Source organism: Bradyrhizobium sp. Leo114 (assembly GCF_055229415.2).
In genome coordinates, this window is sequence record NZ_JBUYEN020000004.1 from 269,923 (window position 1) to 291,613 (window position 21,691).

The 21,691-nt window shown below is 63.7% G+C and carries 16 protein-coding genes; 8 read left to right on the forward strand and 8 right to left on the reverse strand.

Translation table 11 applies throughout. The annotated features are described in order from the left end of the window. Window positions 1-363: 363 nt before the first annotated feature. Complete coding sequence (locus tag ACZIRK_RS07290) at window positions 364-1,482, reverse strand: FUSC family protein (protein ID WP_130229480.1); 1,119 nt, start codon at window positions 1,480-1,482, stop codon at window positions 364-366. 129 nt (window positions 1,483-1,611) lie between these two features. Here ACZIRK_RS07290 and ACZIRK_RS07295 point away from each other — a divergent pair, with 129 nt between their 5' ends. Next, a complete protein-coding gene (locus tag ACZIRK_RS07295; protein WP_130229481.1) occupies window positions 1,612-2,982 on the forward strand; it encodes an MmgE/PrpD family protein in 1,371 nt (456 codons plus the stop codon). A gap of 5 nt (window positions 2,983-2,987) precedes the next feature. Here ACZIRK_RS07295 and ACZIRK_RS07300 read toward each other — a convergent pair whose 3' ends face one another. From ACZIRK_RS07300 to ACZIRK_RS07310, 3 genes are read right to left on the reverse strand one after another with little or no spacing between them, the layout of a single operon-like run. Further along, on the reverse strand, window positions 2,988-3,554 hold the full coding sequence (locus ACZIRK_RS07300; RefSeq protein ID WP_130229482.1) for a GNAT family N-acetyltransferase: 567 nt from the start codon (window positions 3,552-3,554) through the stop codon (window positions 2,988-2,990). Between the two features lie 43 nt (window positions 3,555-3,597). Then, entirely contained in the window at window positions 3,598-4,482 is an 885-nt protein-coding gene (locus ACZIRK_RS07305; protein WP_130229483.1) for a hypothetical protein, read from the reverse strand. A gap of 4 nt (window positions 4,483-4,486) precedes the next feature. Then, on the reverse strand, window positions 4,487-5,848 hold the full coding sequence (locus ACZIRK_RS07310) for an MBOAT family O-acyltransferase (protein ID WP_165435531.1): 1,362 nt from the start codon (window positions 5,846-5,848) through the stop codon (window positions 4,487-4,489). Window positions 5,849-6,019: 171 nt separating this feature from the next. On the opposite strand from ACZIRK_RS07310, the gene ACZIRK_RS07315 reads away from it, so the two are divergent. The 4 genes from ACZIRK_RS07315 (at window position 6,020) to ACZIRK_RS07330 (ending at window position 11,177) form a co-directional block, all read left to right on the forward strand. Next, complete coding sequence (locus ACZIRK_RS07315; protein ID WP_463327114.1) at window positions 6,020-6,937, forward strand: pirin family protein; 918 nt, start codon at window positions 6,020-6,022, stop codon at window positions 6,935-6,937. Between the two features lie 65 nt (window positions 6,938-7,002). Continuing rightward, window positions 7,003-7,917, forward strand: coding sequence for a phosphoribosylaminoimidazolesuccinocarboxamide synthase (locus ACZIRK_RS07320; RefSeq protein ID WP_130229486.1), 915 nt, complete (start codon window positions 7,003-7,005; stop codon window positions 7,915-7,917). A 233-nt stretch (window positions 7,918-8,150) separates the two neighbouring features. Beyond that, a complete protein-coding gene (locus ACZIRK_RS07325) occupies window positions 8,151-10,358 on the forward strand; it encodes an SLC26A/SulP transporter family protein (RefSeq protein WP_130229489.1) in 2,208 nt (735 codons plus the stop codon). A gap of 264 nt (window positions 10,359-10,622) precedes the next feature. Further along, window positions 10,623-11,177: a hypothetical protein gene (locus ACZIRK_RS07330; protein WP_245475039.1), complete on the forward strand. Its 555-nt coding sequence runs from the start codon at window positions 10,623-10,625 to the stop codon at window positions 11,175-11,177. 90 nt (window positions 11,178-11,267) lie between these two features. Here ACZIRK_RS07330 and ftsZ read toward each other — a convergent pair whose 3' ends face one another. The 3 genes from ftsZ to ACZIRK_RS07345 form a co-directional block, all read right to left on the reverse strand. After that, window positions 11,268-12,524: a cell division protein FtsZ gene (gene ftsZ / locus ACZIRK_RS07335; RefSeq protein WP_130229487.1), complete on the reverse strand. Its 1,257-nt coding sequence runs from the start codon at window positions 12,522-12,524 to the stop codon at window positions 11,268-11,270. A gap of 462 nt (window positions 12,525-12,986) precedes the next feature. Then, complete coding sequence (locus ACZIRK_RS07340) at window positions 12,987-14,480, reverse strand: NAD-dependent succinate-semialdehyde dehydrogenase (protein ID WP_028162549.1); 1,494 nt, start codon at window positions 14,478-14,480, stop codon at window positions 12,987-12,989. 252 nt (window positions 14,481-14,732) lie between these two features. Further along, window positions 14,733-15,053 carry a hypothetical protein gene (locus ACZIRK_RS07345; RefSeq protein WP_028162550.1) on the reverse strand — a complete coding sequence of 107 codons (321 nt, stop codon included), beginning with the start codon at window positions 15,051-15,053 and terminating at the stop codon, window positions 14,733-14,735. A 257-nt stretch (window positions 15,054-15,310) separates the two neighbouring features. On the opposite strand from ACZIRK_RS07345, the gene ACZIRK_RS07350 reads away from it, so the two are divergent. Beyond that, window positions 15,311-16,504, forward strand: a complete 1,194-nt coding sequence (locus ACZIRK_RS07350; RefSeq protein WP_130229488.1) for a serine hydrolase domain-containing protein — start codon at window positions 15,311-15,313, stop codon at window positions 16,502-16,504. 1,387 nt (window positions 16,505-17,891) lie between these two features. Here ACZIRK_RS07350 and ACZIRK_RS07355 read toward each other — a convergent pair. Further along, window positions 17,892-18,893 carry an adenosine kinase gene (locus ACZIRK_RS07355; protein ID WP_463327115.1) on the reverse strand — a complete coding sequence of 334 codons (1,002 nt, stop codon included), beginning with the start codon at window positions 18,891-18,893 and terminating at the stop codon, window positions 17,892-17,894. A gap of 87 nt (window positions 18,894-18,980) precedes the next feature. Between ACZIRK_RS07355 and murJ the strand changes: the two genes are divergently transcribed. After that, window positions 18,981-20,522, forward strand: a complete 1,542-nt coding sequence (gene murJ, locus ACZIRK_RS07360) for a murein biosynthesis integral membrane protein MurJ (protein ID WP_130227487.1) — start codon at window positions 18,981-18,983, stop codon at window positions 20,520-20,522. Window positions 20,523-20,588: 66 nt separating this feature from the next. After that, window positions 20,589-21,641 (forward strand): tryptophan--tRNA ligase, encoded by a 1,053-nt coding sequence (trpS, locus tag ACZIRK_RS07365; protein WP_028168416.1) that lies wholly within the window; start codon window positions 20,589-20,591, stop codon window positions 21,639-21,641. The last annotated feature ends 50 nt before the right edge of the window (window positions 21,642-21,691 follow it).

Sequence of the window (21,691 nt, forward strand, 5' to 3'; positions counted from 1 at the left end):
ATGGCCAAGCGAACGCGGAGGCGTTTACGAACTTGTGCCAATTTTTTGCGGATTCGCGCCAACCCGGGCGATGGAACCGCTGTGGGAACCGGGGCGGTTCTCACACAGTGTTTTAGTTCTCATCGACTAAGACAGAGATTGCGTCAGCAGCATGACAGCGCGTGCGCAGGAGCAAGCGTTCTGCCGAGGGCGCAAGGAACAAGCCACAAGCCCATTGGATCGCGCGGCAAATGCGGCCAAGGAGGCCGGTGTTTCCTGCGAGACGATTCAGTAGAGAACGGGCAACCCTATCAAGCCATCATCGCAGCAGCCAAGGACAGGGGCCGCGATCTCATTGTTATGTCATCCTACAGAGCGCACGCCCTATTCTTCGGCCGCCTCTTTCGCCGCTGCCGACGTCTCCGACCACTCGCCAACGACGCGATCGAGATCGAGCAGGTTCTGCCGCATCTGCTCCAGCGAGAATCCGAGTGCGAAGAAACGCTCCGCCATGTCGCCGGGAAGACCGCGGATCAGGCCCTCGCTGCGAACAGCGGCGACTTCGTTCGCATAGCGCTGCAGGGCGGCATGAACAGGCGCGATCGGCGGTGCGCCCGCGCCCATGCGCAGCGCTGCGGCGGCAGAACGCAAATAGAGCGTGATCGCCTTGCTGACGTCGGACAAGGGCGCCGCAAGTCGCGCCTGCACATTCGCCGGCAGCGGCACCACAGTGGCGCGGCCGATCATCACGACATCATGGCGCAGTCGCAAGATGGTCCGCAGCAGCGGCCCGGTGTCCGGACCGGACGATAGATGCGCGGAGCGCTCGCGCTCCGCCTCCGCGCCGGTTGCGTCCAGGCCGACCAGCGCGGTGCCGATGCCGTCCTGGATGCGGTGCAGGGCGTCATTGTCACGCCCGCGCGTCAGGCCGGCGAGCAGCTCAGTGAAGGCGGCCGCGATCAGTTCCAGCAGGCGCGCGGCGTTGACGCGGATCTGGCTCACCGCGCGCGACGGCAACACCAGAAACGACACCAGAAGCCCGGTGACCGCGCCGACCGCGACCTCGCTGACGCGGTCGATTGCGGATACCAGCGGATCGGCGTGATGCATGGTCGGGACCAGCAGCACGATCACGGCCGTCACGGCGGCCGCACTGAGGCTGGGGTTGATGGCCGCGACAAAGGCCAGTGGCGCAACCGCCAGCACCAGCAAGCCGAGCAGGCCGCTCTCTCCGGAATACGGGATCAGCACCGCGATGGCGCCGCCATAGATCGCGCCGCCGATGGTGCCGAGCATGTAGTCGCGGGTTGCCTTCAGCGATCGGCCGACGCTCATCTGGGTCACGATCAGCGACGTCAGCACCGCCCAGAGCGGCAGCAGGAGGTGCAGCGCGACGGCCACCGCATAGGCGATCGCGGCCGCCACCGTGACCCTGACTGCCAGCGCCAATTGGCCCTTTCGGCTGCGAATCCAGCCGAGCACACGTTTCGCGGCGGCTGTCATGCGACCAAATCTCTGCTGCTCACGACGATCCTATGGCTGACGTTCGGCATGGCTGATGCCCGCGGCGTGAAGGCGGCTTGAAACGTGAAACCGGCCCGCCTACCCTGCGCGACAGAACGAGGAAACACGATGGCCAACGAAACCGCAACGCTCGCCGCCTATGTCGCTAACCTGAAATTCGCGGATATTCCACCGGAAGTATTGCAGCGCGCCAAGGTGCTGACGCTGGACTTCCTGGGCAGCACGATCCGGGCGCGGCGCGAAGCCGAATCCACGCCCTCGCTGCTCAAGATGCTGGAAGCGCTGGCGCTTGATGGCAAGGGCGAAGCCACCGTGTTCGGCGACGGCAAGACCTGGACGCCGGCAGTCGCAGCGCTGCTCAACGGCGCGCTCGGCCATTCCCTCGACTTCGATGACACGCATGCCGATTCCTCGCTGCATCCGAGCGCGCCCGTGGTGCCTGCTGCGTTTGCCGTCGGCGAGATGGTCGGCGCGTCCGGCCGCGACGTGCTGACCGCTGTTGTCGCGGGTTATGAGGTCTGCTGCCGGCTCGGCAATGCGCTCGATCCGACCTCGCATTATGCGCGCGGCTTCCATCCGACCGCGACCGCCGGCACCTATGGCGCGGCGGCGGCGGCCGCGAAACTGTTCGGACTATCGAAGGAGCAGATCATCGCGGCCTTCGGCGTCTCCGGCAGCCAGGCCGCGGGCTCGCTGCAGTTCCTGATCAACGGCGCCTGGAACAAGCGCTACCAGGTCGGCGCCGCCGCGATGAACGGCGTCATCGCCGCAACGCTGGCGCGCAACGATTTCGTCGGCTCGGTCGAATCGGTGGAAGGCAAGCATGGCCTGCTCGTCGGCTACAGCGACGACGCGCACCCGGACAAGGCGATTGCAGGGCTCGGCAGCATCTTTGAGACCATGAAGATCGGCGTCAAACCCTATCCGAGCTGCCGCTACACCCATGCCGCGATCGATGCGCTGATCGCGATGCGGCGCGAGCACAATCTGACGCCGGACCAGGTGAAGCGGGTCGAGATCGGCCTGCACCGCAACGGCATCACGCTGACCGGCGATGCCGCCACCAAGCGGCATCCGACCTCGATCGTTGGCGGCCAGTTCTCGATGTTCTTCACCGGTGCTGTTGCCCTCGACCAGGGCCGCTTCGGCTGGGACGACTACAGTCGGCTTGGCGATTCCGCAATTGATGCGCTCGCCGACAAGTTCGACGTGGTGCAGGACGACCGGCTGGAGATCGGCCGCACCCATCCGTTCGGCGCGCGCGTCAGCATCACCACCGATGACGGCGTGCATGAGCGGCTCAATGCCGATCCCTCCGGCGAGCCGACCTCATTCCCCGATGCGCAGGCGATGCAGCAGAAATTCCTCACCCTGGCCCGCCCGGTCCTGAACGGCCGTGCCGACCAATTCGCCGATGCGATCCTGTCGCTGGAACGCTTCGACCGCGTGGAACAGGCGACGCAATTGGGCCGGCAGTAGGCCTCTCAAACCGTCCATCGATCGCGATCGGTCACCCAGATATCGACGGTATCGCCATTGAGCTCGGCCTGGCCGTCGATTTTCGCACCAAGTCGGCGTGCCACGCTCTGCGAGGCGGCGTTGACCGGATCGATGCAATGAATGATGCGATCGACTGCAAGATTGGCGAACACCCAGTCGATGGCCGCGCGCGCGGCCTCGACCGCATAGCCTTTGCCGCGATGGTCCTTGGCGATACCCCAGCCGACCTCAAACCCCGGCCATCCCGCCGGGTACCAGGGGCCCACACGGCCCACGTAGCGGCCGGATGATCTTTCTTCGACGGCAAACATGCCGAAACCATACAGCGCCCAGTGCCCGGCGATGACGGCCGCATTGCGCCAGCCAGTCGTTTCGTTTGTCACCGCCTTGTGGTCGGGCGTGATGAATCGCGCCGTCTCGGGATCGGCGAGCATGGCGGTATTCGGCGCGATGTCGGAAGCCTTCCACGAGCGCAGGATCAACCGCGGCGTCTCGATAGTGGGACCGTGAAATTGCGCCGGCGCTGAGCCGGACTTGAGCCAAGCGACCATTGCTCCTGCACCCTACTGACCAGAATGAGAAGATCCGCGGATATCACTTCAATCTAGCGGAAAAGCATTCATCCAGGTAGCGGCTCACCAGCACCGCCGACCGTGCGTCCAGGTGCACGCCGTCGTCCCATCGCAGTTCGCTACGGTCGACGTCGATCGGCAGCCAGCGGTTCTGATCCGGGAACGCGCGATGGACGATCTCGCGCGTGGTCCTGACATAGAGCGATGTCTCGATCGGCGCGGCGTAGGGCATTTCCATCAGCAGCACGCGGGCGCCGCGCTGTTCCAGCACCTCGATCAACCGGCCGATCATCTCGATATTGACCTTGGCGGCGGCGCTCGGGTCTTCGGACTCCATCTCTCCGATCGCCCGCTGCAGATAGACGTGGTTGTCGAAATTGCCGGGCGGCTGCGCGAGCAGGCTTTTCAGCCGGGCCGCAATCTGGGCGTGGGTGACCGGGGCATGCACCCGGTTCTCATAGGCCGCAACGGCGGTCCGGATCGGGCGCAAGAACAGCGCCTCGTGCCCTTCCTTGGTGGAGAAGCGCTTCACCAGCTCCACATCCGGCGCGCGGGACAAGATATTGGTCTCGACGACGATCAGCTTGGGAAGCTGCCGCTGGCTCGCGAGGATCTCGAGCGCAGTGACGGGCGAGCCGCCCGCGAACGCCAGATTCCCCACGCGCGGCGTTTCGAAATATTCCTCCCTCAGCCGGAAGGTCAGCGAGCTGCCGACCAGCACGACATCCGGAACGGGATTGTCGACATAGCGGTTCACGATGACGAGCGCGCCATCGCGCGCGGTCGTCACCGGCAGTTGCAGCGTGTGTCCGAACCGCGCGGTCGCGATACCGCAGGCGAGCAGCAGGAGCGCTGCCGCAACGGCGCTCTTGATCAACCAGGCGGTGGGTTTGGGCTGCTGCTCCATGCGATCAGAACTGGAAATAGATGAAGGCACTGTCCGGCCCCGCCTCCAGATAGGCAAGCGCGACCAGCGCACCATAGGCATATGGCTCCCACCGCGTCAGCGCGGTCTCGAACAGCGATGTGATGCGCATATGCTGCAGCAGGACCGGAAGCGCGTAGAGCAGCGCAAGATTGTAGAACAATTTGGGCGGATTCGGGTTGGTGGTCGGCGTGAACATGCCGGTGAGATAGGCGAGCGCATGATCGAAATTCGGCAGCTTGAAGAAGATCCAGGCCATGGTGACGCAGAAGAACACCACCCCCATCCGCAACAGGCGCAGCGGCACGGAATCGATCGCCTGCAGCAGGCGCAGGAACGGCCGCTCGATCACCAGGAACAGCCCGTGCAGTACGCCCCACGCCAGATAGCTGAAGCCTGCGCCGTGCCAGAGGCCGCCCAGCCCCATCACGATCATCAGGTTGAGATAGGTTCTGACACGCCCATGGCGGTTTCCCCCTAAGGGGATGTAGAGATAGGTGCGCAGCCAGGTTGACAGCGAGATGTGCCACCGGGTCCAGAATTCCGAGAACGACAGCGACGTATAGGGCAGGTCGAAATTGATCGGCAGGCGATAGCCGAACAGAAGCGCGAGACCGATCGCGATTGCAGAATAACCGAAGAAGTCGGCATAGATCTGATAGCCGTAGAGGAAAACGAGCAGCCAGCGGTCCTGGGTTTGCAGCGTCTCGTAGAGCGGGAAGTCCATATAGGCCGTCATCTCGTTGAGATTGTTGGCCACGTAGAGCTTGAAGAAGAAGCCCGCGATGATCCATTTCGTGGCTTCGACGAACGGCACGTCGGCAAGCTGCTTCGGCACGATCTGCGGCATGAAATTGCCGGCGCGCGTGATCGGACCGGAGACGAGCTGCGGAAAGAAGATGATGTAGAGGAAGACGTCGGTCAGAGGCGGCCGCAAGGCCTTGCTGCGCGTGAGGTCGACCAACAGGCTGATATTGTGAAAGACGAAAAAGGAGATGCCGATCGGTAGCGGCAGCTTCAAGAGGAAGTCGATCGCCGCATTGTCGACCAGTGCCGGCGCCTTCGGATCAAGAAACAGGAATTTGTATTTGAAGAAGGCGAGCAGCGCGAGGTTGAAGACGATGCCGGCCGGCAGCCAGCGCCGATCGTGCAGCGAAAGCACCAGGAACAGATAGGTCCCGCCGACCGCGACCGCGAGCAGCGGCAGCAGCTCGGGCTGGCCGTATCCATAGAAGAACAGGCTCGCAACCACCAGGAGCAGGACCTGGAACCGCCGGAGCGGCGGGAGGTAGTAGGCCACAAATACGATCGCGGCAAACAAGCCGAATTGCCACGACGTGAAAGTCATGTTCCGGGGGCCTCGCAGGAACCTTGAAGCCCATGGCATGCCCCATTGGCGATTCCGGAGTCAAGCCACGATGATGCCAAAAGCCGCCACCCGGCGTGCACGTCCGGGATGATGGCGTGCAGGCGGCGGATTCCTGCTATCATTGAAGCCACGAAATAAGGAGTCCCCCTCATGAGCTGGCTTCCCTCCAACGATCCGATCCTCGGCGATCCCAAGATCTGCGACGCGCTGGAGCTCGTCATCGTGCCGCGCACCCGCGATCTCGGCGACGGCTTTGCCGTGCGGCGCGCGCTGCCGCATGGCAAACGGCAGATGGTCGGCCCCTTCATCTTCTTCGACCATTTCGGGCCGATGCAGTTTCTCGCCGGCAAGGGCATGGATGTGCGGCCGCATCCGCATATCGGGCTTGCCACCGTCACCTATCTCTTCGACGGCAGCATCATGCACCGCGACAGCGAGGGTAACATCCAGGAGATCCAGCCCGGCGCGATGAACCTGATGACCGCAGGCCGCGGCATCGCCCATTCCGAACGCACGCCTGACGTCCAGCGCCGGGACGGCCAGAAGATGCTGGGCCTGCAGAGCTGGATCGCGCTGCCTCAGGCCAAGGAAGAGATCGCGCCCTCGTTCCAGCATTATGCCGCCGGCGACCTGCCCATGATCAGCGAACGCGGCTTCACCGCGCGCGTCATCGCGGGCTCGTCGTTCGGCATCTCTTCGCCGGTCGAGATGGTCTCGCCCTGGTTCTACACCGAGGTCGCCGCAGAAGCCGGCACCAGCGTGCCACTCGATCCCGATCATGAGGAACGCGGGATCTATCTCGTCGACGGCGAGGTCGAGATCGCGAACGAGCGTTATGAGGGACCGCGCCTCCTGATCTTCCGGCCCGGCGACCGCATCACCGTGAAAGCGCTGCAGCCGACGCGGATGATGTTCCTGGGCGGCGACGCGCTCGAAGGCCCACGCCACATCTGGTGGAATTTCGTCTCGTCCAGCAAGGAGCGGATCGAGCAGGCCAAACAGGACTGGAAAACCGGACGTTTCGAGCCGGTCCCGCAGGAACATGAGTTCATTCCGCTGCCGGAGTGAGCTATCTCCCCATCGCTCTATGTCGCCCGCAATCTCGCGGGCGGCCGCTTTGAAGGTCTGACCAGATGAATGCGATGCGCGCCAGCGACCTGCCCTTGCCGCAAATCGGCCGCGGCAAGGTCCGCGATATCTATGCCGTGGGCGAGGACCGCGTGCTGCTGTTGACCACCGATCGCATCTCGGCGTTCGACGTGGTGATGGCCGAGACCATCCCGATGAAGGGCGCGGTGCTGACCCAGATCAGCGCCTGGTGGTTTCGCCAGCTCGAGAGCACCGTGCCGCATCACATGATCAGCGCCGATGCCGATGAAATCATCCGCGAGGTGCCCGCGCTGAAAGACCATCGCGCCGATATCGTCGGGCGCGCGATGCTGTGCCGGCGCACCACCGTCTTCCCGATCGAATGCGTGATCCGCGGCTACATCTCCGGCTCGGCCTGGAAGGAATATGCCGCGCACGGCACGCTTGCCGGCGAAAAGCTGCCGGCGGGCCTCGTCGAGAGCGCCAAGCTGGAGCCTGCGATCTTCAGCCCGGCGACCAAGGCCGAGACCGGGCATGACGAGAATATCACGGTTGCCCGCGTGCGCGAGATCGTCGGCTTTGATGTTGCCGACACGCTGGAGCGGATGGCGCGCACGGTCTACGCCTACGGCGAAAAGGTCAGCCGCGAGCGCGGCATCATCATCGCCGACACCAAGTTCGAATTCGGTCGCGATAAGGATGGACGGATCATCCTGATCGACGAGGTGATGACGCCGGACTCCTCGCGCTTCTGGGCGGTCGATGTCTACAAGCCGGGCCACCCGCAGCCGAGCTTCGACAAGCAGCCCTTGCGCGACTATCTCGACACTGAGCGCCACGCCGGCCGCTGGAACGGCGACGCCCCGGCGCCGCCATTGCCAGCCAGCGTGGTGGACGCGACCAGCAAGCGCTACCTGGAGGCTTATCGGCGGGTAACGGGCAGCGAGCTCAAAATCTAAGCACCGCGTAACTCTATCCCCGTCATTGCGAGCGCAGCGAAGCAATCCATCTCGCCACTTGCGGAGGCGTGGATTGCTTCGCTGCGCTCGCAATGACGGTGCTTCCCGGTGACGTCGCAGCCCATGGTTATGGGTTCCCTCTTCGTGGAAACCACGAATGCACGCGTTGATACAAGAATCTTGTTGTCGCGGCCGGCTGCGCTCGTTTACCAGTGGCGCGGGTGTTGAGGGCAATGCAAGGCGTGGTGCATCGAAACGTCAAACCGGGTCCGCGGATTGGTCGCGCGTTCAGCGACATCCTCGGCGGCAGCGCCGCCAGCGTGCTCTCGATCACCTTTGGCCTGTCCTATGCGCTCCTGATCTTCGCAGGCCCACTATCGCCCTATCTCGCTTACGGCGTCGCCGCCACCTTCATCTCATCGGCGGTGCTGGCGCTGGTGATCGCGCTCGGCAGCTCGGTGCCATTTGCGGTCGCGGGTCCCGAGAGTTCCACCGCGGCGATGACCGCGATCCTCGCCTCCGCGCTGGTCGAGCGCGTGGCGGCCGTCAATCCGGCGGCGCCTATGCTGGCGCCGGTCCTGATCACGCTCGGGCTTGCCACCATCGTCACCGGCATCGTGCTGTGCGGCTTCGGCGTGACGCGGATGGGCCGCGCCATCCGCTATGTGCCCTATCCTGTCGTCGGCGGCTTCCTCGGCGCCACCGGCTGCCTGCTCGTGCTCGGCGCCATCAGGGTCATCACGGGCATGGAGCTGAAGTTTGCGACGCTGCCTCAGTTCGCAAACGTCGTCACCATCGCCGAGCTGTCGGCCGCCTGCGCCATGGCGCTGATCCTGTACCTGACCTGGCACCGCTCGCGCAGCCCGTTCGGGCTGCCGGTGATCCTGGTCGGCGGCGTGCTCATCGGCCATCTCGCATTCTGGATCGTCGGCCTCACGCCCGCCGAGGCGCAGGCCGCGGGCTGGACCTTTCAGCCGCCGCCTCCGACCAGATTCATGCTGCCGTGGAGCGCGGAGAATTTCGCTGACTATCCCTGGTATGCCGTGCCGGACCTGCTCGGCAATCTCGTCGCCGTCGTGTTCGTGACGGCAACCAGCACCCTCTTCAACACCACCGGCATCGAGGTCGCCGCGCATCGCGAGGCCAACCTGGAACGGGAACTCAATATCACCGGCCTTGCCAACATCCTGACCGGCGCCCTGGCCGGTTACGCCGGCTGCACCTCCACCACCCGCTCGCTGCTCAGTCTGAACAGCGGCGGCACCGGCCGCCTTTGCGGCGTGACAGTCGCGGCCTTCTCGGTGCTGATGCTCGCGGTCGCGCCCGAGCTGTTGGGCTACATGCCGAAATTCGTGCTCGGCGGCCTGTTGATCTATCTCGGCGCCGATCAGCTCCACAAATGGATCGTCGAGTCGCGACGGCGGCTGTCGAAAACCGAATATGTGTCGCTGCTCGCGATCATCCTCATCATCCTGCAATGGGGCTTCGTCGCCGGGGTCTTGATCGGCGTCGTGATCGGCTGCGCCACCTTTGCCTTCAGCGCCGCGCGGATCGAATCGATCAAGTATGGTTTCGACGGCACCGAGTATCGCAGCTCGCTGGACCGCTCGCGCGATGATCTCGACCTGCTGGCGGACCGTGGCAGCGCGATCCAGGGCCTGAACCTGCAGAGCTATCTGTTCTTCGGCTCGGCCAACCGGCTCTACCAGCACGTCAAGGCGCTGCTCGCGCGCCATCCGGAATGCCGCTATCTGGTGTTCGACTTCAAGCTCGTCACCGGCATCGATTCATCGGCAGCCTACAGCTTTGCACAGATCAAGCGCTGCGCCGACGAGCGCGGCGTCAAGCTGCTGCTGGTGCATCTGGCGCCAGCAGCCGAAAAGACGTTGCGCGCGAGCGGCTTCATTTCCGGCGAGGTCAGGATCGAGCCCGAGCTCGATCATGCGCTGGAATGGTGCGAGAACGAGATCATCGCCGAGCACCGCGGGCTGGAGCAGGAGGAAGCGAGCCTGCGCGACTGGTTCACCGAAATTCTCGGCTCCGAGCAGGAGGCGAGCGCGCTGATGCATTATTGCGAGCGCGTCGAGGTCGATGCCGGAGAGACCATCGTCCGCGCCGGCGAGCTCGCCGAATCCATGCATTTCATTCTGGACGGACGCGTCGGCGTGATGGTCGCGGCCGATGATGGCCGCCCGACCCGCGTGCGCAGTCTCGGCCGCTACACCACGGTCGGCGAGATGGGCCTGGTTTCGCAAACGCGGCGCAGCGCCACCATCCAGGCCGAGGTCGCAAGCGTGCTCTATGTCCTGAACACGCATCAGTTCGAAGCGCTCAGGGACGCCGACCCCGCGCTCAGCCACAAGCTCCTGACCTATTTCGTCTCGATCATGGCCGAGCGCCTGAGCTTCGCCAACCGCACCATCGCGGTGCTGCGGCGATAGCAACGGTCGTAGCCCGGATGGAGCCAACGGGTCGCGCGAATGCGCGCCCGATGACAGGCTCCGCGCAATCCAGGGTTCTCGCGCTTGGCTCCGGTGGAAATTAATCACTTGTTAACCATACGGTCGCCTAATGCGAATGATTTGGGGGGTATTTAGATCCACCGCCCCGGCGACGCGAACGAAGTCGATGCCTTTGTCGGCCGATCTTACGTTCCTTTGCCAGGCTGACGGTTCGCGTTACGGCTGTCCTACGCGGAGCAAAAAATGTCCGGAGAGAACGATCTAGTGGACACTCTCAGCCGCGATCTCGATCGCGCGCGCGGAAAGCGCGACGCACTTGCATCCGATGTCACGACACTGACGGCTCAGATCGCCGAGATCGAGGCCCGCCTTTCTGAGGAAAGAGTTCGGCGCGAACGCAATCACGTTTTGGGCGAAATCGAAGCGATAAAAAAGCGAATCGCGCAAACTGGCAAAGCGTTTACACCTGTCATCAGCGAGCTCTGCGAGGCGACCGAGATGGCGGCGGCAGTCGTGCCCGAAGCTCGCGAGCTCAATAATTTTCTATCATCCGTCGCGACCGAAGTCGAAGCCGTCATCGATCCCTTGTTGCGCGAACTGGACCGACGCGCGGATGCGGTGCGAGTTGGCCACGCTGCGCTGGATCTCCCGCACCTGGCCAATGAGGCGCCGACCGAGCTGCCAAAAGATAATAACGATCGCCTGCTTGGCTTACTCCGTCTTCCAGCATGGCTGTCGCGCAGCAAGGAGGTTGGAAATAAAGAAGCAGCAGAGAACCCGGGCAGCACAGCCGCGTAAAACATCGGCGCGCTGCGCACCTCAAGGAAGACCCTCGATGCTCGTGTCACGGACTTTTGCAATCCGTCTAATTCCGGCAGTTGGACGTGCTCAGGTGGCCTTCCGGCGCAGGAAGGCCGGGATATCGAGAAGGTTTTCCTCGATCAAATTCCGCCCAGGAGCGGAGCGGCCGTACGGATCGACGCCTTGCGGAGCCGCATGGCGCGCATGTTCCGAAATCGGCGCTGCCGGTTCAGGGTAGCGGGTCGTCGGGCGGAGCGGCGAACGCTCTGATTGAGGCACCGGTGCACGACGCTCGATCCCATTGGCAATGCGACGGTTGTCGTTTTGCAGCCTGCTCGCAAGTTCGGTAACTGCGCTTTCCACCCGTTGCGCCCGCTGCGCCGGGCCAAGATTATCGATGCCGGTCGCCACCACGGAGACGCGGACGATGCCTTCCAGGCTTTCGTCGAAAGTGGCGCCGATGATGATGTTGGCGTCCGGGTCGGCCTGTTCGCGAATGCGCGTAGCGGCTTCGTCGACCTCGAACAACGTCAGATCCCTGCCGCCGGAGATGGAGACGATGAGGCCGCTGGCGCGCTTGATCGAGGGGTCCTCGATCAATGGATTGGAGATCGCCGCCACGGCGGCGTTGAGCACGCGCTTCTCGCCGGAAGCCTCGCCCCTGCCCATCATGGCTTTGCCCTTCTCGCGCATGACCGAGAGAACGTCGGCAAAATCGAGATTGATCAGACCTTCCTTGACGATCAGATCGCTGATGCATGCCACGCCCGAATAAAGCACTTGATCGGCGAGGACGAAGGCATCGGCGAATGTGGTTCTCTCGCTGGCGACCCGGAACAGGTTCTGGTTCGGGATGATCAGCAGCGTGTCGACAGCCTTCAGCAGTTCGGCAATGCCTGCTTCGGCAACGCGCATGCGGCGCTGACCCTCGAAGTGGAATGGCTTGGTGACGACACCAATGGTGAGAATGCCAAGCTCGCGCGCGGTCCTGGCTATAACGGGCGCCGCCCCAGTGCCCGTACCGCCGCCCATGCCGGCCGTGACAAACACCATGTGCGCACCGGCCAAATGATCGCGGATTGCATCGGTCGCCTCTTCGGCCGCAGCGCACCCCACTTCAGGCTGCGCGCCGGCGCCAAGACCCCCGGTCACCTGGGTGCCCATCTGAACGATGCGCGTGGCCTTCGACATGCTGAGTGCCTGCGCGTCGGTATTGGCAACGATGAAGTCGACGCCTCTCAGCCCACTCGCGATCATGTTGTTGACGGCATTGCCGCCGGCGCCGCCGACCCCAAACACGACAACGCGCGCCTTCATTTCCCTGATATCGATGGTCTGGGTCATTTGTGCCTCACGTTGCTCCGCAAGTCGGGAATGAGGGGGTACGGATCAGCTATCTACAAGCCTTACGGTCTGTTTCCACTTTTGGTCCTCGATCTTCGCCGCTAATCGGGGCGATGTTGCCTGACGTCGCTTGGCAAGCGAACGAGCAGCCTCTGGCGGGACTGTCAGGCGGGCACCTGGAGCGGCATATGTCAGCGCCTCAACGGACATCGGCTGTTCTCCTAGAACGAACCGGGCGGCAATCGGCTGATGATGACCGGGCGATGACCGCAGGCTAGGCCGCGTTGGTTAACAGAGTGTTACCGGGCGTGTATGATCTCACGCAGCAAAAAGCCGCCCGGAAAGAGCGACCTCAGCGTCGTAGGGTGGGCAAAGCGCAGCGTGCCCACCATTCTGGCTCGACTGCGGATGGTGGGCACGCTGCGCTTTGCCCACCCTACGCGACTTCGCTCCGACGACGGACTACACGCCCGCCATCATCACGTATTTGATCTCGACATATTCTTCCATGCCGTGATGCGAGCCTTCGCGCCCCAGGCCGCTCTCCTTGACGCCGCCGAACGGCGCGACTTCGGTCGTGATCAGGCCGGTGTTGACGCCGACCATGCCTGATTCCAGCGCCTCCGCGACGCGCCAGACGCGGCCGAGGTCGCGTGAGTAGAAGTACGAGGCGAGGCCAAACGGCGACTTGTTGCACATCGCGATCACGTCGGCTTCATCCTTGAAGCGGATCACTGGCGCGAGCGGGCCGAATGTCTCTTCCTGCGATACCAGCGCATCCGACTTGACGTCGGAGAGCACCGTCGGCTCGAAGAAGGTGCGGCCGAGCGAAGAGCGCTTGCCGCCGGTGACGACCTTGGCGCCGCCCTTCACCGCATCGGCAATGTGCCGCTCGACCTTCTCGATCGCTTCCATGTTGATCAGCGGCCCCTGCACCACGCCCTGCTCGGTGCCGTCGCCGATCTTCATGGCGGCAACCTTCTTCGAGAGCTTCTGCACGAACTCGTCGTAGATCTTGTCCTGGGCATAAAGGCGGTTGGCGCAGACGCAGGTCTGGCCCATGTTGCGGTATTTCGAGACGATCGCGCCCTCGACCGCGGCATCGATATCGGCGTCATCGAACACCACGAAGGGCGCGTTGCCGCCGAGCTCCAGCCCGAGCTTCTTCACGCCGACCGACGCCTGCCGGTACAGGATCTTGCCGACCTCGGTCGAGCCGGTGAAGCCGACGAAGCGCACGGCAGGATGCTCGCACAGGACCTTGCCGATCGGCGGCGCATCGCCGGTGATGATGTTGAACACGCCCTTCGGCACGCCGGCCTTCTCGGCCAGCGCCGCCAGCGCCAGCGCCGACAGCGGCGTCTCGTTGGCAGGCTTCAGCACCACGGTGCAGCCGGCGGCAAGCGCCGGCGAAACCTTGCGGGTGATCATCGAGTTCGGGAAGTTCCACGGCGTGATCGCGCCGCAGACGCCGATCGGCTGCTTGATCGCGAGCAGCCGCGCATCCGGCCGCTGGGTCGGGATGGTCTCGCCATAGACGCGGCGGGCCTCCTCGGCGAAAAACTCGACATAGGCGCCACCGATATCGACCTCGCCCAGCGCCTCGGCCAGCGGCTTGCCCTGTTCCGAGGTCAGGATCAGCGCCAGGTCCTCGCGGTTGGCGATGATCAGTTCGAACCATTTGCGCAGGATGTTGGAACGCTGCTTGGCCGTCAGCTTGGCCCAGGCCGGGAAGGCGCGTTCGGCGGCTTCGACGGCCTTGGTGGCGTCATCGGCGCTGAGTTGCGGGATCTGCACCAGTTCGGCGCCGGTAGCGGGATTGTTCACGGAGAAGACGGGCGTTCCGACCCAGGCGCCATCGATGAAGCAGCGGTCGCGCAGCAGCGAGGGATCTTTCAGGCGATCGCGAAGCGAGGTTCCTGATTGCGAAGCGCGTGCGGCAACGGGCGGATTCATGGCGTCACTCCTGGCATTTTCTGGGCGTTGTCGCCCAAAGATAAGTCGAAACCGGTCGCAATGCATCGTCCGCTGAGGGCGGATGCGTCAAGCAATTTTGCGGGTGTGCGGGAGCCGCTGGAGCGTTTTCGAGCGAAGCATAGCCTCGGACTTGATCCGAGGTTGGACACCGGTTCGCTGCGTAGACTTATCCGCGCAAAAAACGCACCAAAACTAGCAAGCTTCGGTTCTGATTCAATCAGAACCGAAGCTCTAGGCCGCGCCGTTCAGATAGGTTTCGCGACGCCCGATCATACGTTCCGCCGCCGCCTTGGCATCGGCCTTCGAGGACGTCGCGCAGGTGCGATATTCGAGGTCCGGCAACTTGGCCGGGTCACGGCGGCCGAACCACGACCTGGGCGCGACCTGGAGCAGCGCCAGCGCCTGCGCGACATTGTCGACCGCTTCGAAGGAGTGCAACGCGCCGGTGCCGGCGTAGCGGACCTCGTAAAGGCCGGGGCTGATCGGGGCTTCGATGTTCTCGCCCCGGCCGGGCCGGGGATACCGTTTCCACTCACTCCACGTCGAGATCATCGCCACATCCTGCAACTTCGAAAGCAACCATTTGCTTCAAAACATTCAGACCAGAAGCATAGTTTGCCTTGGAATTAGAATGCGTTACATCACGAAACCATTGACGGGAAGCAATACCAAATCACGTTATCGTGGATGGTTCCTGGTTGTCGTCGCTGCATTTCCGCTGAAATCAAAATCCGCAAGCGGCCGGCTTGCGGGACGCGCCACACGGTAAGAAGATCAAGCTTCCACAACAACAATCAGGAGGCAGCCCCATGCAGAGCAAAGCTCAGATCGATCAGCTTCTCCGTCAGAAATGCGACGCGAAGGAAATCCCTGGCGTGATCGCGGTTGCTGCGACCGGCAACGAAATCATCTACGAGAACGCGTTCGGCAAACGCGACCTCGGCAAAGACGATGCGATGACGACGGACCGCGTGTTCTGGATCGCCTCGATGACCAAGGCGGTGACCAGCGCAGGCGCGATGCAACTGGTCGAGCAGGGCAAGCTCTCGCTGGACGAACCGATCGGCAAGGTGCTGCCTGATCTGGCTTCACCGCAAGTGCTCGAAGGCTTCGATGCCGACGGCGAGCCCAAGCTGCGGCCGGCCAGGACGCCGATCACGCTGCGCCACCTGATGACCCACACAGCGGGCTTCTGCTACCACATGTGGAACGACGACATGGGCAAGTATCTCGCAAAAACCGGGATGCCCGCCGTCACCACCTGCAAGAACGATGCGCTGAAGTTGCCGCTGACGACAGATCCCGGCACGCGCTGGGAATACGGCATCAATATCGATTTCATCGGCAAGGCCGTCGAGGCGGCGAGCGGCAAGCGGCTTGACGCCTACTTGCGGGATCACCTGTTCGCGCCGCTCGGCATGAGCGATACCGGATTCAAGATCACCGATGCGATGCGCCAGCGCCTTGTCGGCATGCATGCGAGAGCCCCCGACGGGACGCTGGCACCGATCCCGTTCGAGCTCGAGCAGGAGCCGGAATTCCATATGGGTGGCGGCGGCCTCTATTCGACTGCAGGCGACTACATCAAGTTCACGCGGATGATCCTGGGCAAAGGCCGCGGCAACGGCAACCAGGTGCTGAAGCCGGAGACGGTGGCGCTGATGGGCCAGAACCACATGGGCGACCTGAACGTCACCAAGATGGTCTCGGCCGATCTCACTTTGTCCAACCATGTCGATCTCTATCCGGACATGGACAAGAAATGGGGCCTCAGCTTCCTCATCAACACTGCGAAGACGCCGGAGGGACGCAGCGCCGGCAGCCTCGCCTGGGCGGGCCTCGCCAACACCTATTACTGGATCGATCCGGCGCGCGATGTCACCGGCGTGATCCTGATGCAGCTCTTGCCGTTCGCCGACGGCAAATGCCTGGAAGCCTTCGCCGGCTTCGAACGCGGCATCTATGCCGGCCTCGACGCCGACAGCGGCAAGAGGGCGGCGTGATGACGTAGGGTGAAATCAGCTTTTCGCCTTCGCCAAGAGCGAAGGCGAAAAGCATGATCCGCCGCGCGCTCGCCGCAGGTGGCTCAAAGCGAACATCTCGGTTTCATGTTGCCGCACGAGTTCGGCGGCCTCGCGGGCGATCTTGCTATCGGGGATCCTAACGCCAGAAATAACGTCGGCCATTGTCGAGCTCCCGTCTTCCCTATCTGCCGCTGGTTACAGGAATTTTGACTGTACCACCCCGGCGCAATCAGCCGCCCGCTCGCGGGGCCACAATCACCGCCGTCATTCCGGGCGCGCCTCTTGGCGCGAGCCTGGAATCTATCGAGCCGCGAGCGGAGGCGGAGAAATGGATTCTCTGATGTGCAATTGCACATCATAGCTCGATGCTTCGCATCGCCCCGGAATGACAGTGGGACGCATTGCGCAATCCTCTCCTCCGTCATGGCCGGGCTTGACCCGGCCATCCACGTTCTCTCCCGTGCACGGAGGCAAAGGACGTGGATGCCCGGGGCATCTGCGCGAAGACGCGCTTCGCGCTTTTGCCCGGGCATGACGGCGTCGTATCGTTGGCGGGATTTTCTTTAAGCCAATCAATATGATTTGCCCGGTCCACCCCTCGCAGGAAAAACATTCCGCTTCCGTCGTCGGGCAAATCAGTGATTTAACTCCGCGCGTCTCACGGCGGATGAGGGGCGGCTCGCGATCGTCACGAACGTTGCGGTGAGATGCGGTGGACGTGATGGGTGTGACTGACGAGCACGCACATCACGGACGGCGAAGTCGTGTGGTCCTGGCGCCCCGACGCTGGCGCTAAGTTTTTTTGCGCGAAGAAATCCGCGCGAGAGGCGATGGTGGCAAGAAAGCCCGGTCACCAAGGAGAGCACGAAGTAAGCCGTAAACCATCGCGCAGGGAAAGCCGGAATGCTTCGGTTGAACCTGTGGTCCTACCCCCGTGCTTTTTGTTGCACGGGACCCACGGGTGCAACCTGCACCCGGCTTTCCCTGCGCCCTCTGTTCGATGAGAGGGTGGAACGAGATGCAAACCTCGGACACATCATGCCGCGAGAATGCGGAAGCACGTTCTTTCCTCACACTCCACCGTCATGCCCCGCGAAGGCAGGGCATCCAGTATCCGGCGGCCTCTCGGCTCAAGCACGACCGCCTCTGGAATACTGGATCATCCGCCAGAGCCTGTCATCGGGCGGCCATTCGGCCGACCCGGTGGCGGACGACGACAGCGGAGAGCTGTTTGACAATTGAATCAGGAAGCCTCCCGCGTCATTGCGAGCATAGCGAAGCAATCCATAGCGCCGCTTGTGGAGACGTGGATTGCTTCGCTGCGCTCGCAACGACGACGGAAAGAATCGTGACGAGCAATAGGGAGCTAAACCGGCAATCTGTTCTGCTGCGCCAACTCCTTCAACGACGTCTGCGGGCGCGCGCCGATATGCTGGATCACCTCTGCGGCTGCGAGTGCGCCGAGCCGACCGGCATTCTCATAGCCGGCATCGCGGACCAGGCCGAACATGAAGCCGGCGGCGAAGAGATCGCCTGCGCCGGTCGTATCCACCAATTGCTCGATCGGGAACGCCGGCACGGCGGTGACGCCGTCCTTCGCTGCCACCACGCAGCCCTTCTCGCTGCGGGTGACGACGCCGAGTTTCGCATCGACGCGGAACTGCTTCAGCGCGCTGTCGAAATCGGCGGTCTGGTACAACGAGCGCAGCTCGGCCTCATTGGCGAACACCAGATCGACCGTGCCTTTGCGCATCAATTCGAGGAATTCGTCGCGATAGCGATCGACGCAAAAGGAATCCGACAAGGTTAGCGCGACCTGGCGGCCTGCGGCATGCGCGATCGTTGCCGCCTTGACGAAGGCTTGCTTGGCGCTCGCGGGATCCCAGAGATAGCCTTCGAGATAGACGATGCGGGACGCCGCGATCTGCGCTTCATCGATATCGGCCGGCGTCAGATCTTGCGCGGCGCCGAGATAGGTGTTCATGGTGCGCTCGCCATCCGGCGTCACCAGGATATAGGAGCAGCCGGTGGCGGGGCCATCGGTGGCGGGCCTGGTCTCGAATGCGACGCCCGCGGCGCGGATGTCATGGGCATAGAGCCGGCCGATCTGATCGTCCTTGATCTTGCCGACATAGGCCGCACGGGCGCCGAAATTGGCGACGCCGACAATGGTATTGGCCGCCGAGCCCCCGGACATCTCGGTCGCTGGGCCCATGTCCTGGTAGATCGCGCCGGCGCGGGCCTCGTCGATCAGCGCCATGCTGCCCTTGGCCATGCCGTGACGGCTGAGGAACGCCTCGTCGGTCCTCACCAGGACGTCGAAAATTGCGTTGCCGATCCCGAGAATGTCATATTTTGCGTCGGCCATTATCCATCCTTCGAGCGATTGAGAAGGCTGCGCCGTACCAGATCAACATGGCGCCAGCAAGCCAGGTGGCTGTTATATAGAAGTCATATGATCCGCTCTTTCCTCACCGTCTCCTCGGGAACGCTGGCCTCACGGCTGCTCGGCTTTGCCCGCGATTCCATCATCGCGGCGCTGCTGGGCGCCGGCGCGGTTGCCGATGCGTTCCTGGTTGCCTTTCAAATGGTCAATGTGGTCAGGCGGCTCCTGACCGAGGGCGCGCTGAACGCCGCGCTGATACCGGCGTGGCTCCGCCTGCGCGAGACCGAAGGCGCAGCGGCCGCCGCGGCCTTCGCCGGTCGCGTGCTCGGGACCATCAGCGCCGCGCTGATCGTGGCGTCGGTCCTGATCGGCTTGCTGATGCCGCTGGTGATCGCGGCGCTGGCGCCGGGATTTGTCGGCCGCGACACGCTGGACCTTGCCGTCAACAATGCGCGGCTGATGCTGCCTTATCTTGCCTTCGCCGGACCCGTCGCGGTCATGATGGGGCTCATGAACGCGCAAGCGCGCTTTGCGCTCACCGCATTCTCGCCGCTGCTGTTCAACATCGCGCTGATCGCGGTCATGGCCGTGCTGCTGACATGGCGGGGGGATGCCGCGCATGCCGCGATGGTCGTCGCGGCGACCGTCGGCCTTGCGGGACTTCTGCAATTGTCGATCCTCGTGCTGCGCGGCGGCCGCGCGGCAACGCCGCTCCGCATCTCCTTCGACAAGGACATGCGCGGCTTCCTCGGCAAGGCCGTCCCCGGGATGATCGCAAGCAGCGCGCCGCAATGGCTGATGGTGGCGGGCGCCGTGATCGCCTCCAAATCGCCGTCGGCGGTCTCCTGGCTTTATTTTGCCAACCGCCTGATCGAACTGCCGCTCGGGATCGTCGGCGTCGCCATGGGCACGGTGCTGATCCCGGAAATGACGCGCGCGCTGCACAGCGGTGACCGAACCGCCATCGCGCGCGTGGAATCGCGCGGCCTGGAATTGGCGGTCGGACTCGCTTTACCGGCGACGCTTGGCCTCATCGTATTGAGCGCCCCGGTGGTGCGGATCCTGTTCGAGCACGGCGCGTTTGCCGCGCACGATGCCACGGCCACCGCGCATGCGCTGACCTGGCTTGCGCTCGGCCTGCCCGCGCATGTGCTGGTGAAAGCGCTGTCGCCGGCCTTCTTCGCCCGCGAGGATACCCGCACGCCACTCCTGGGCGCGCTGACCGCCATTGTGGTGGCGATCGTCGCCGCGTTCCTGCTCCGCCACTCTTTCGGCACGCGCGGCATCGCTGCCGGCATCACGCTGGGAGCCTGGAGCAACGCGCTCTATTTGATCCGGAAGGGCGGCGCGACATTCGGCTTCGCGATCGACACGGAGGCCCGCGATCGGCTCCCGCGCATCTGCCTGGCGGCGCTCGCCATGGGCGCGCTGCTGTGGCTTCTGCAGGAGTTCGCGCCGCTGGCCGCGGGATCGCGCGGGCCGGCGCAGGCCGTGCTGCTGTTCGCGGTGATTTTGGCCGCCATGGCGAGCTACGGCCTGTTCCTGAAGCTGTTCGGCGTGATCGGCTGGCGCGAGGCAGTCGCCGCGATCAGGCAAGACCGTCCCGCCTGACTTGCGCCGATAGCTCCAAAATGGCAAACGACCCCGCCGAAGCGGCATTTTCCGGGAATTGACACCATGGCGTTCGTGGAACGGGTTTTTTCAGGCGTCCAGCCGACGGGCAATCTGCACCTCGGCAATTACCTCGGCGCCATCGTCAACTTCGTCAAGCTGCAGGAGACGCACAATTGCATCTACTGCGTCGTCGACATGCACGCGATCACGCAGGGCGTTGATGTCTGGGGCGGCCCGGCGGAGCTGACGCGCAACACCCGCGAGGTGACCGCGGCGTTCATTGCGAGCGGCATCGACCCGAAGAAGCACATCGTCTTCAACCAGAGCCAGATCGCGGGCCATGCCGAGCTTGCCTGGATCTTCAACTGCGTCGCCCGCATCGGCTGGCTGAACCGGATGACCCAGTTCAAGGAGAAGGCCGGCAAGGATCGCGAGAACGCCTCCGTCGGTCTCTACGACTATCCGGTGCTGATGGCGGCCGACATCCTGCTCTATCGCGCGACCCACGTGCCTGTGGGTGAGGACCAGAAGCAGCATCTCGAGCTGTCACGCGACATCGCACAGAAGTTCAACAACGACTTCGGCGACTCGATCCGCGGCCACGGCCTTGCCGACGGCCTGTTCTTCCCGCTGCCCGAGCCGCTGATCACGGGACCGGCGACGCGGGTGATGAGCCTGCGCGACGGCACCAAGAAGATGTCGAAGTCGGAACCCTCTGATAATTCGCGCATCAACCTCACCGACGATGCCGACACCATCGCGCAGAAGATCCGCAAGGCGAAGACCGATCCGGAGCCGTTGCCATCAGAGGAAAAGGGGCTGGAGGCCCGGCCCGAAGCCGACAATCTCGTCGGCATCTACGCAGCGCTCGCCGGCATCAGCAAGCAGGCCGTGCTGAAGGATTTCGGCGGCGGCCAGTTCTCCAGCTTCAAGAACGCGCTGGTGGACGTTTGCGTTGCGAAACTGTCGCCAATCGCGGCCGAAATGAAGCGGCTGGTCGCCGACCCCGGCCATGTCGATCAGATCCTGGTCGACGGCGCCAACCGCGCCCGCGTGATCGCCGATGAAACCATGCGCGCCGCGAAGGACGTCGTCGGCTTCATCCGGCAGCGATAGGCGATCAACATCGATTGCTCTCGCACCCTCTCCCAAAAGCCGAGGGGGTG

Excerpts from the sequence above, each read along its gene's own strand:
- ACZIRK_RS07290 (WP_130229480.1), bottom strand. The coding sequence starts at position 1,482 with ATGACAGCCGCCGCGAAACGTGTGCTCGGCTGGATTCGCAGCCGAAAG.
- ACZIRK_RS07320 (WP_130229486.1), top strand. The coding sequence starts at position 7,003 with ATGAATGCGATGCGCGCCAGCGACCTGCCCTTGCCGCAAATCGGCCGC.
- ACZIRK_RS07295 (WP_130229481.1), top strand. The coding sequence starts at position 1,612 with ATGGCCAACGAAACCGCAACGCTCGCCGCCTATGTCGCTAACCTGAAA.
- trpS (WP_028168416.1), top strand. The coding sequence starts at position 20,589 with ATGGCGTTCGTGGAACGGGTTTTTTCAGGCGTCCAGCCGACGGGCAAT.
- ACZIRK_RS07330 (WP_245475039.1), top strand. The coding sequence starts at position 10,623 with ATGTCCGGAGAGAACGATCTAGTGGACACTCTCAGCCGCGATCTCGAT.
- ACZIRK_RS07300 (WP_130229482.1), bottom strand. The coding sequence starts at position 3,554 with ATGGTCGCTTGGCTCAAGTCCGGCTCAGCGCCGGCGCAATTTCACGGT.
- ACZIRK_RS07310 (WP_165435531.1), bottom strand. The coding sequence starts at position 5,848 with ATGACTTTCACGTCGTGGCAATTCGGCTTGTTTGCCGCGATCGTATTT.
- murJ (WP_130227487.1), top strand. The coding sequence starts at position 18,981 with ATGATCCGCTCTTTCCTCACCGTCTCCTCGGGAACGCTGGCCTCACGG.
- ACZIRK_RS07345 (WP_028162550.1), bottom strand. The coding sequence starts at position 15,053 with ATGATCTCGACGTGGAGTGAGTGGAAACGGTATCCCCGGCCCGGCCGG.
- ACZIRK_RS07325 (WP_130229489.1), top strand. The coding sequence starts at position 8,151 with ATGCAAGGCGTGGTGCATCGAAACGTCAAACCGGGTCCGCGGATTGGT.
- ACZIRK_RS07355 (WP_463327115.1), bottom strand. The coding sequence starts at position 18,893 with ATGGCCGACGCAAAATATGACATTCTCGGGATCGGCAACGCAATTTTC.
- ACZIRK_RS07305 (WP_130229483.1), bottom strand. The coding sequence starts at position 4,482 with ATGGAGCAGCAGCCCAAACCCACCGCCTGGTTGATCAAGAGCGCCGTT.
- ACZIRK_RS07340 (WP_028162549.1), bottom strand. The coding sequence starts at position 14,480 with ATGAATCCGCCCGTTGCCGCACGCGCTTCGCAATCAGGAACCTCGCTT.
- ftsZ (WP_130229487.1), bottom strand. The coding sequence starts at position 12,524 with ATGACCCAGACCATCGATATCAGGGAAATGAAGGCGCGCGTTGTCGTG.
- ACZIRK_RS07350 (WP_130229488.1), top strand. The coding sequence starts at position 15,311 with ATGCAGAGCAAAGCTCAGATCGATCAGCTTCTCCGTCAGAAATGCGAC.
- ACZIRK_RS07315 (WP_463327114.1), top strand. The coding sequence starts at position 6,020 with ATGAGCTGGCTTCCCTCCAACGATCCGATCCTCGGCGATCCCAAGATC.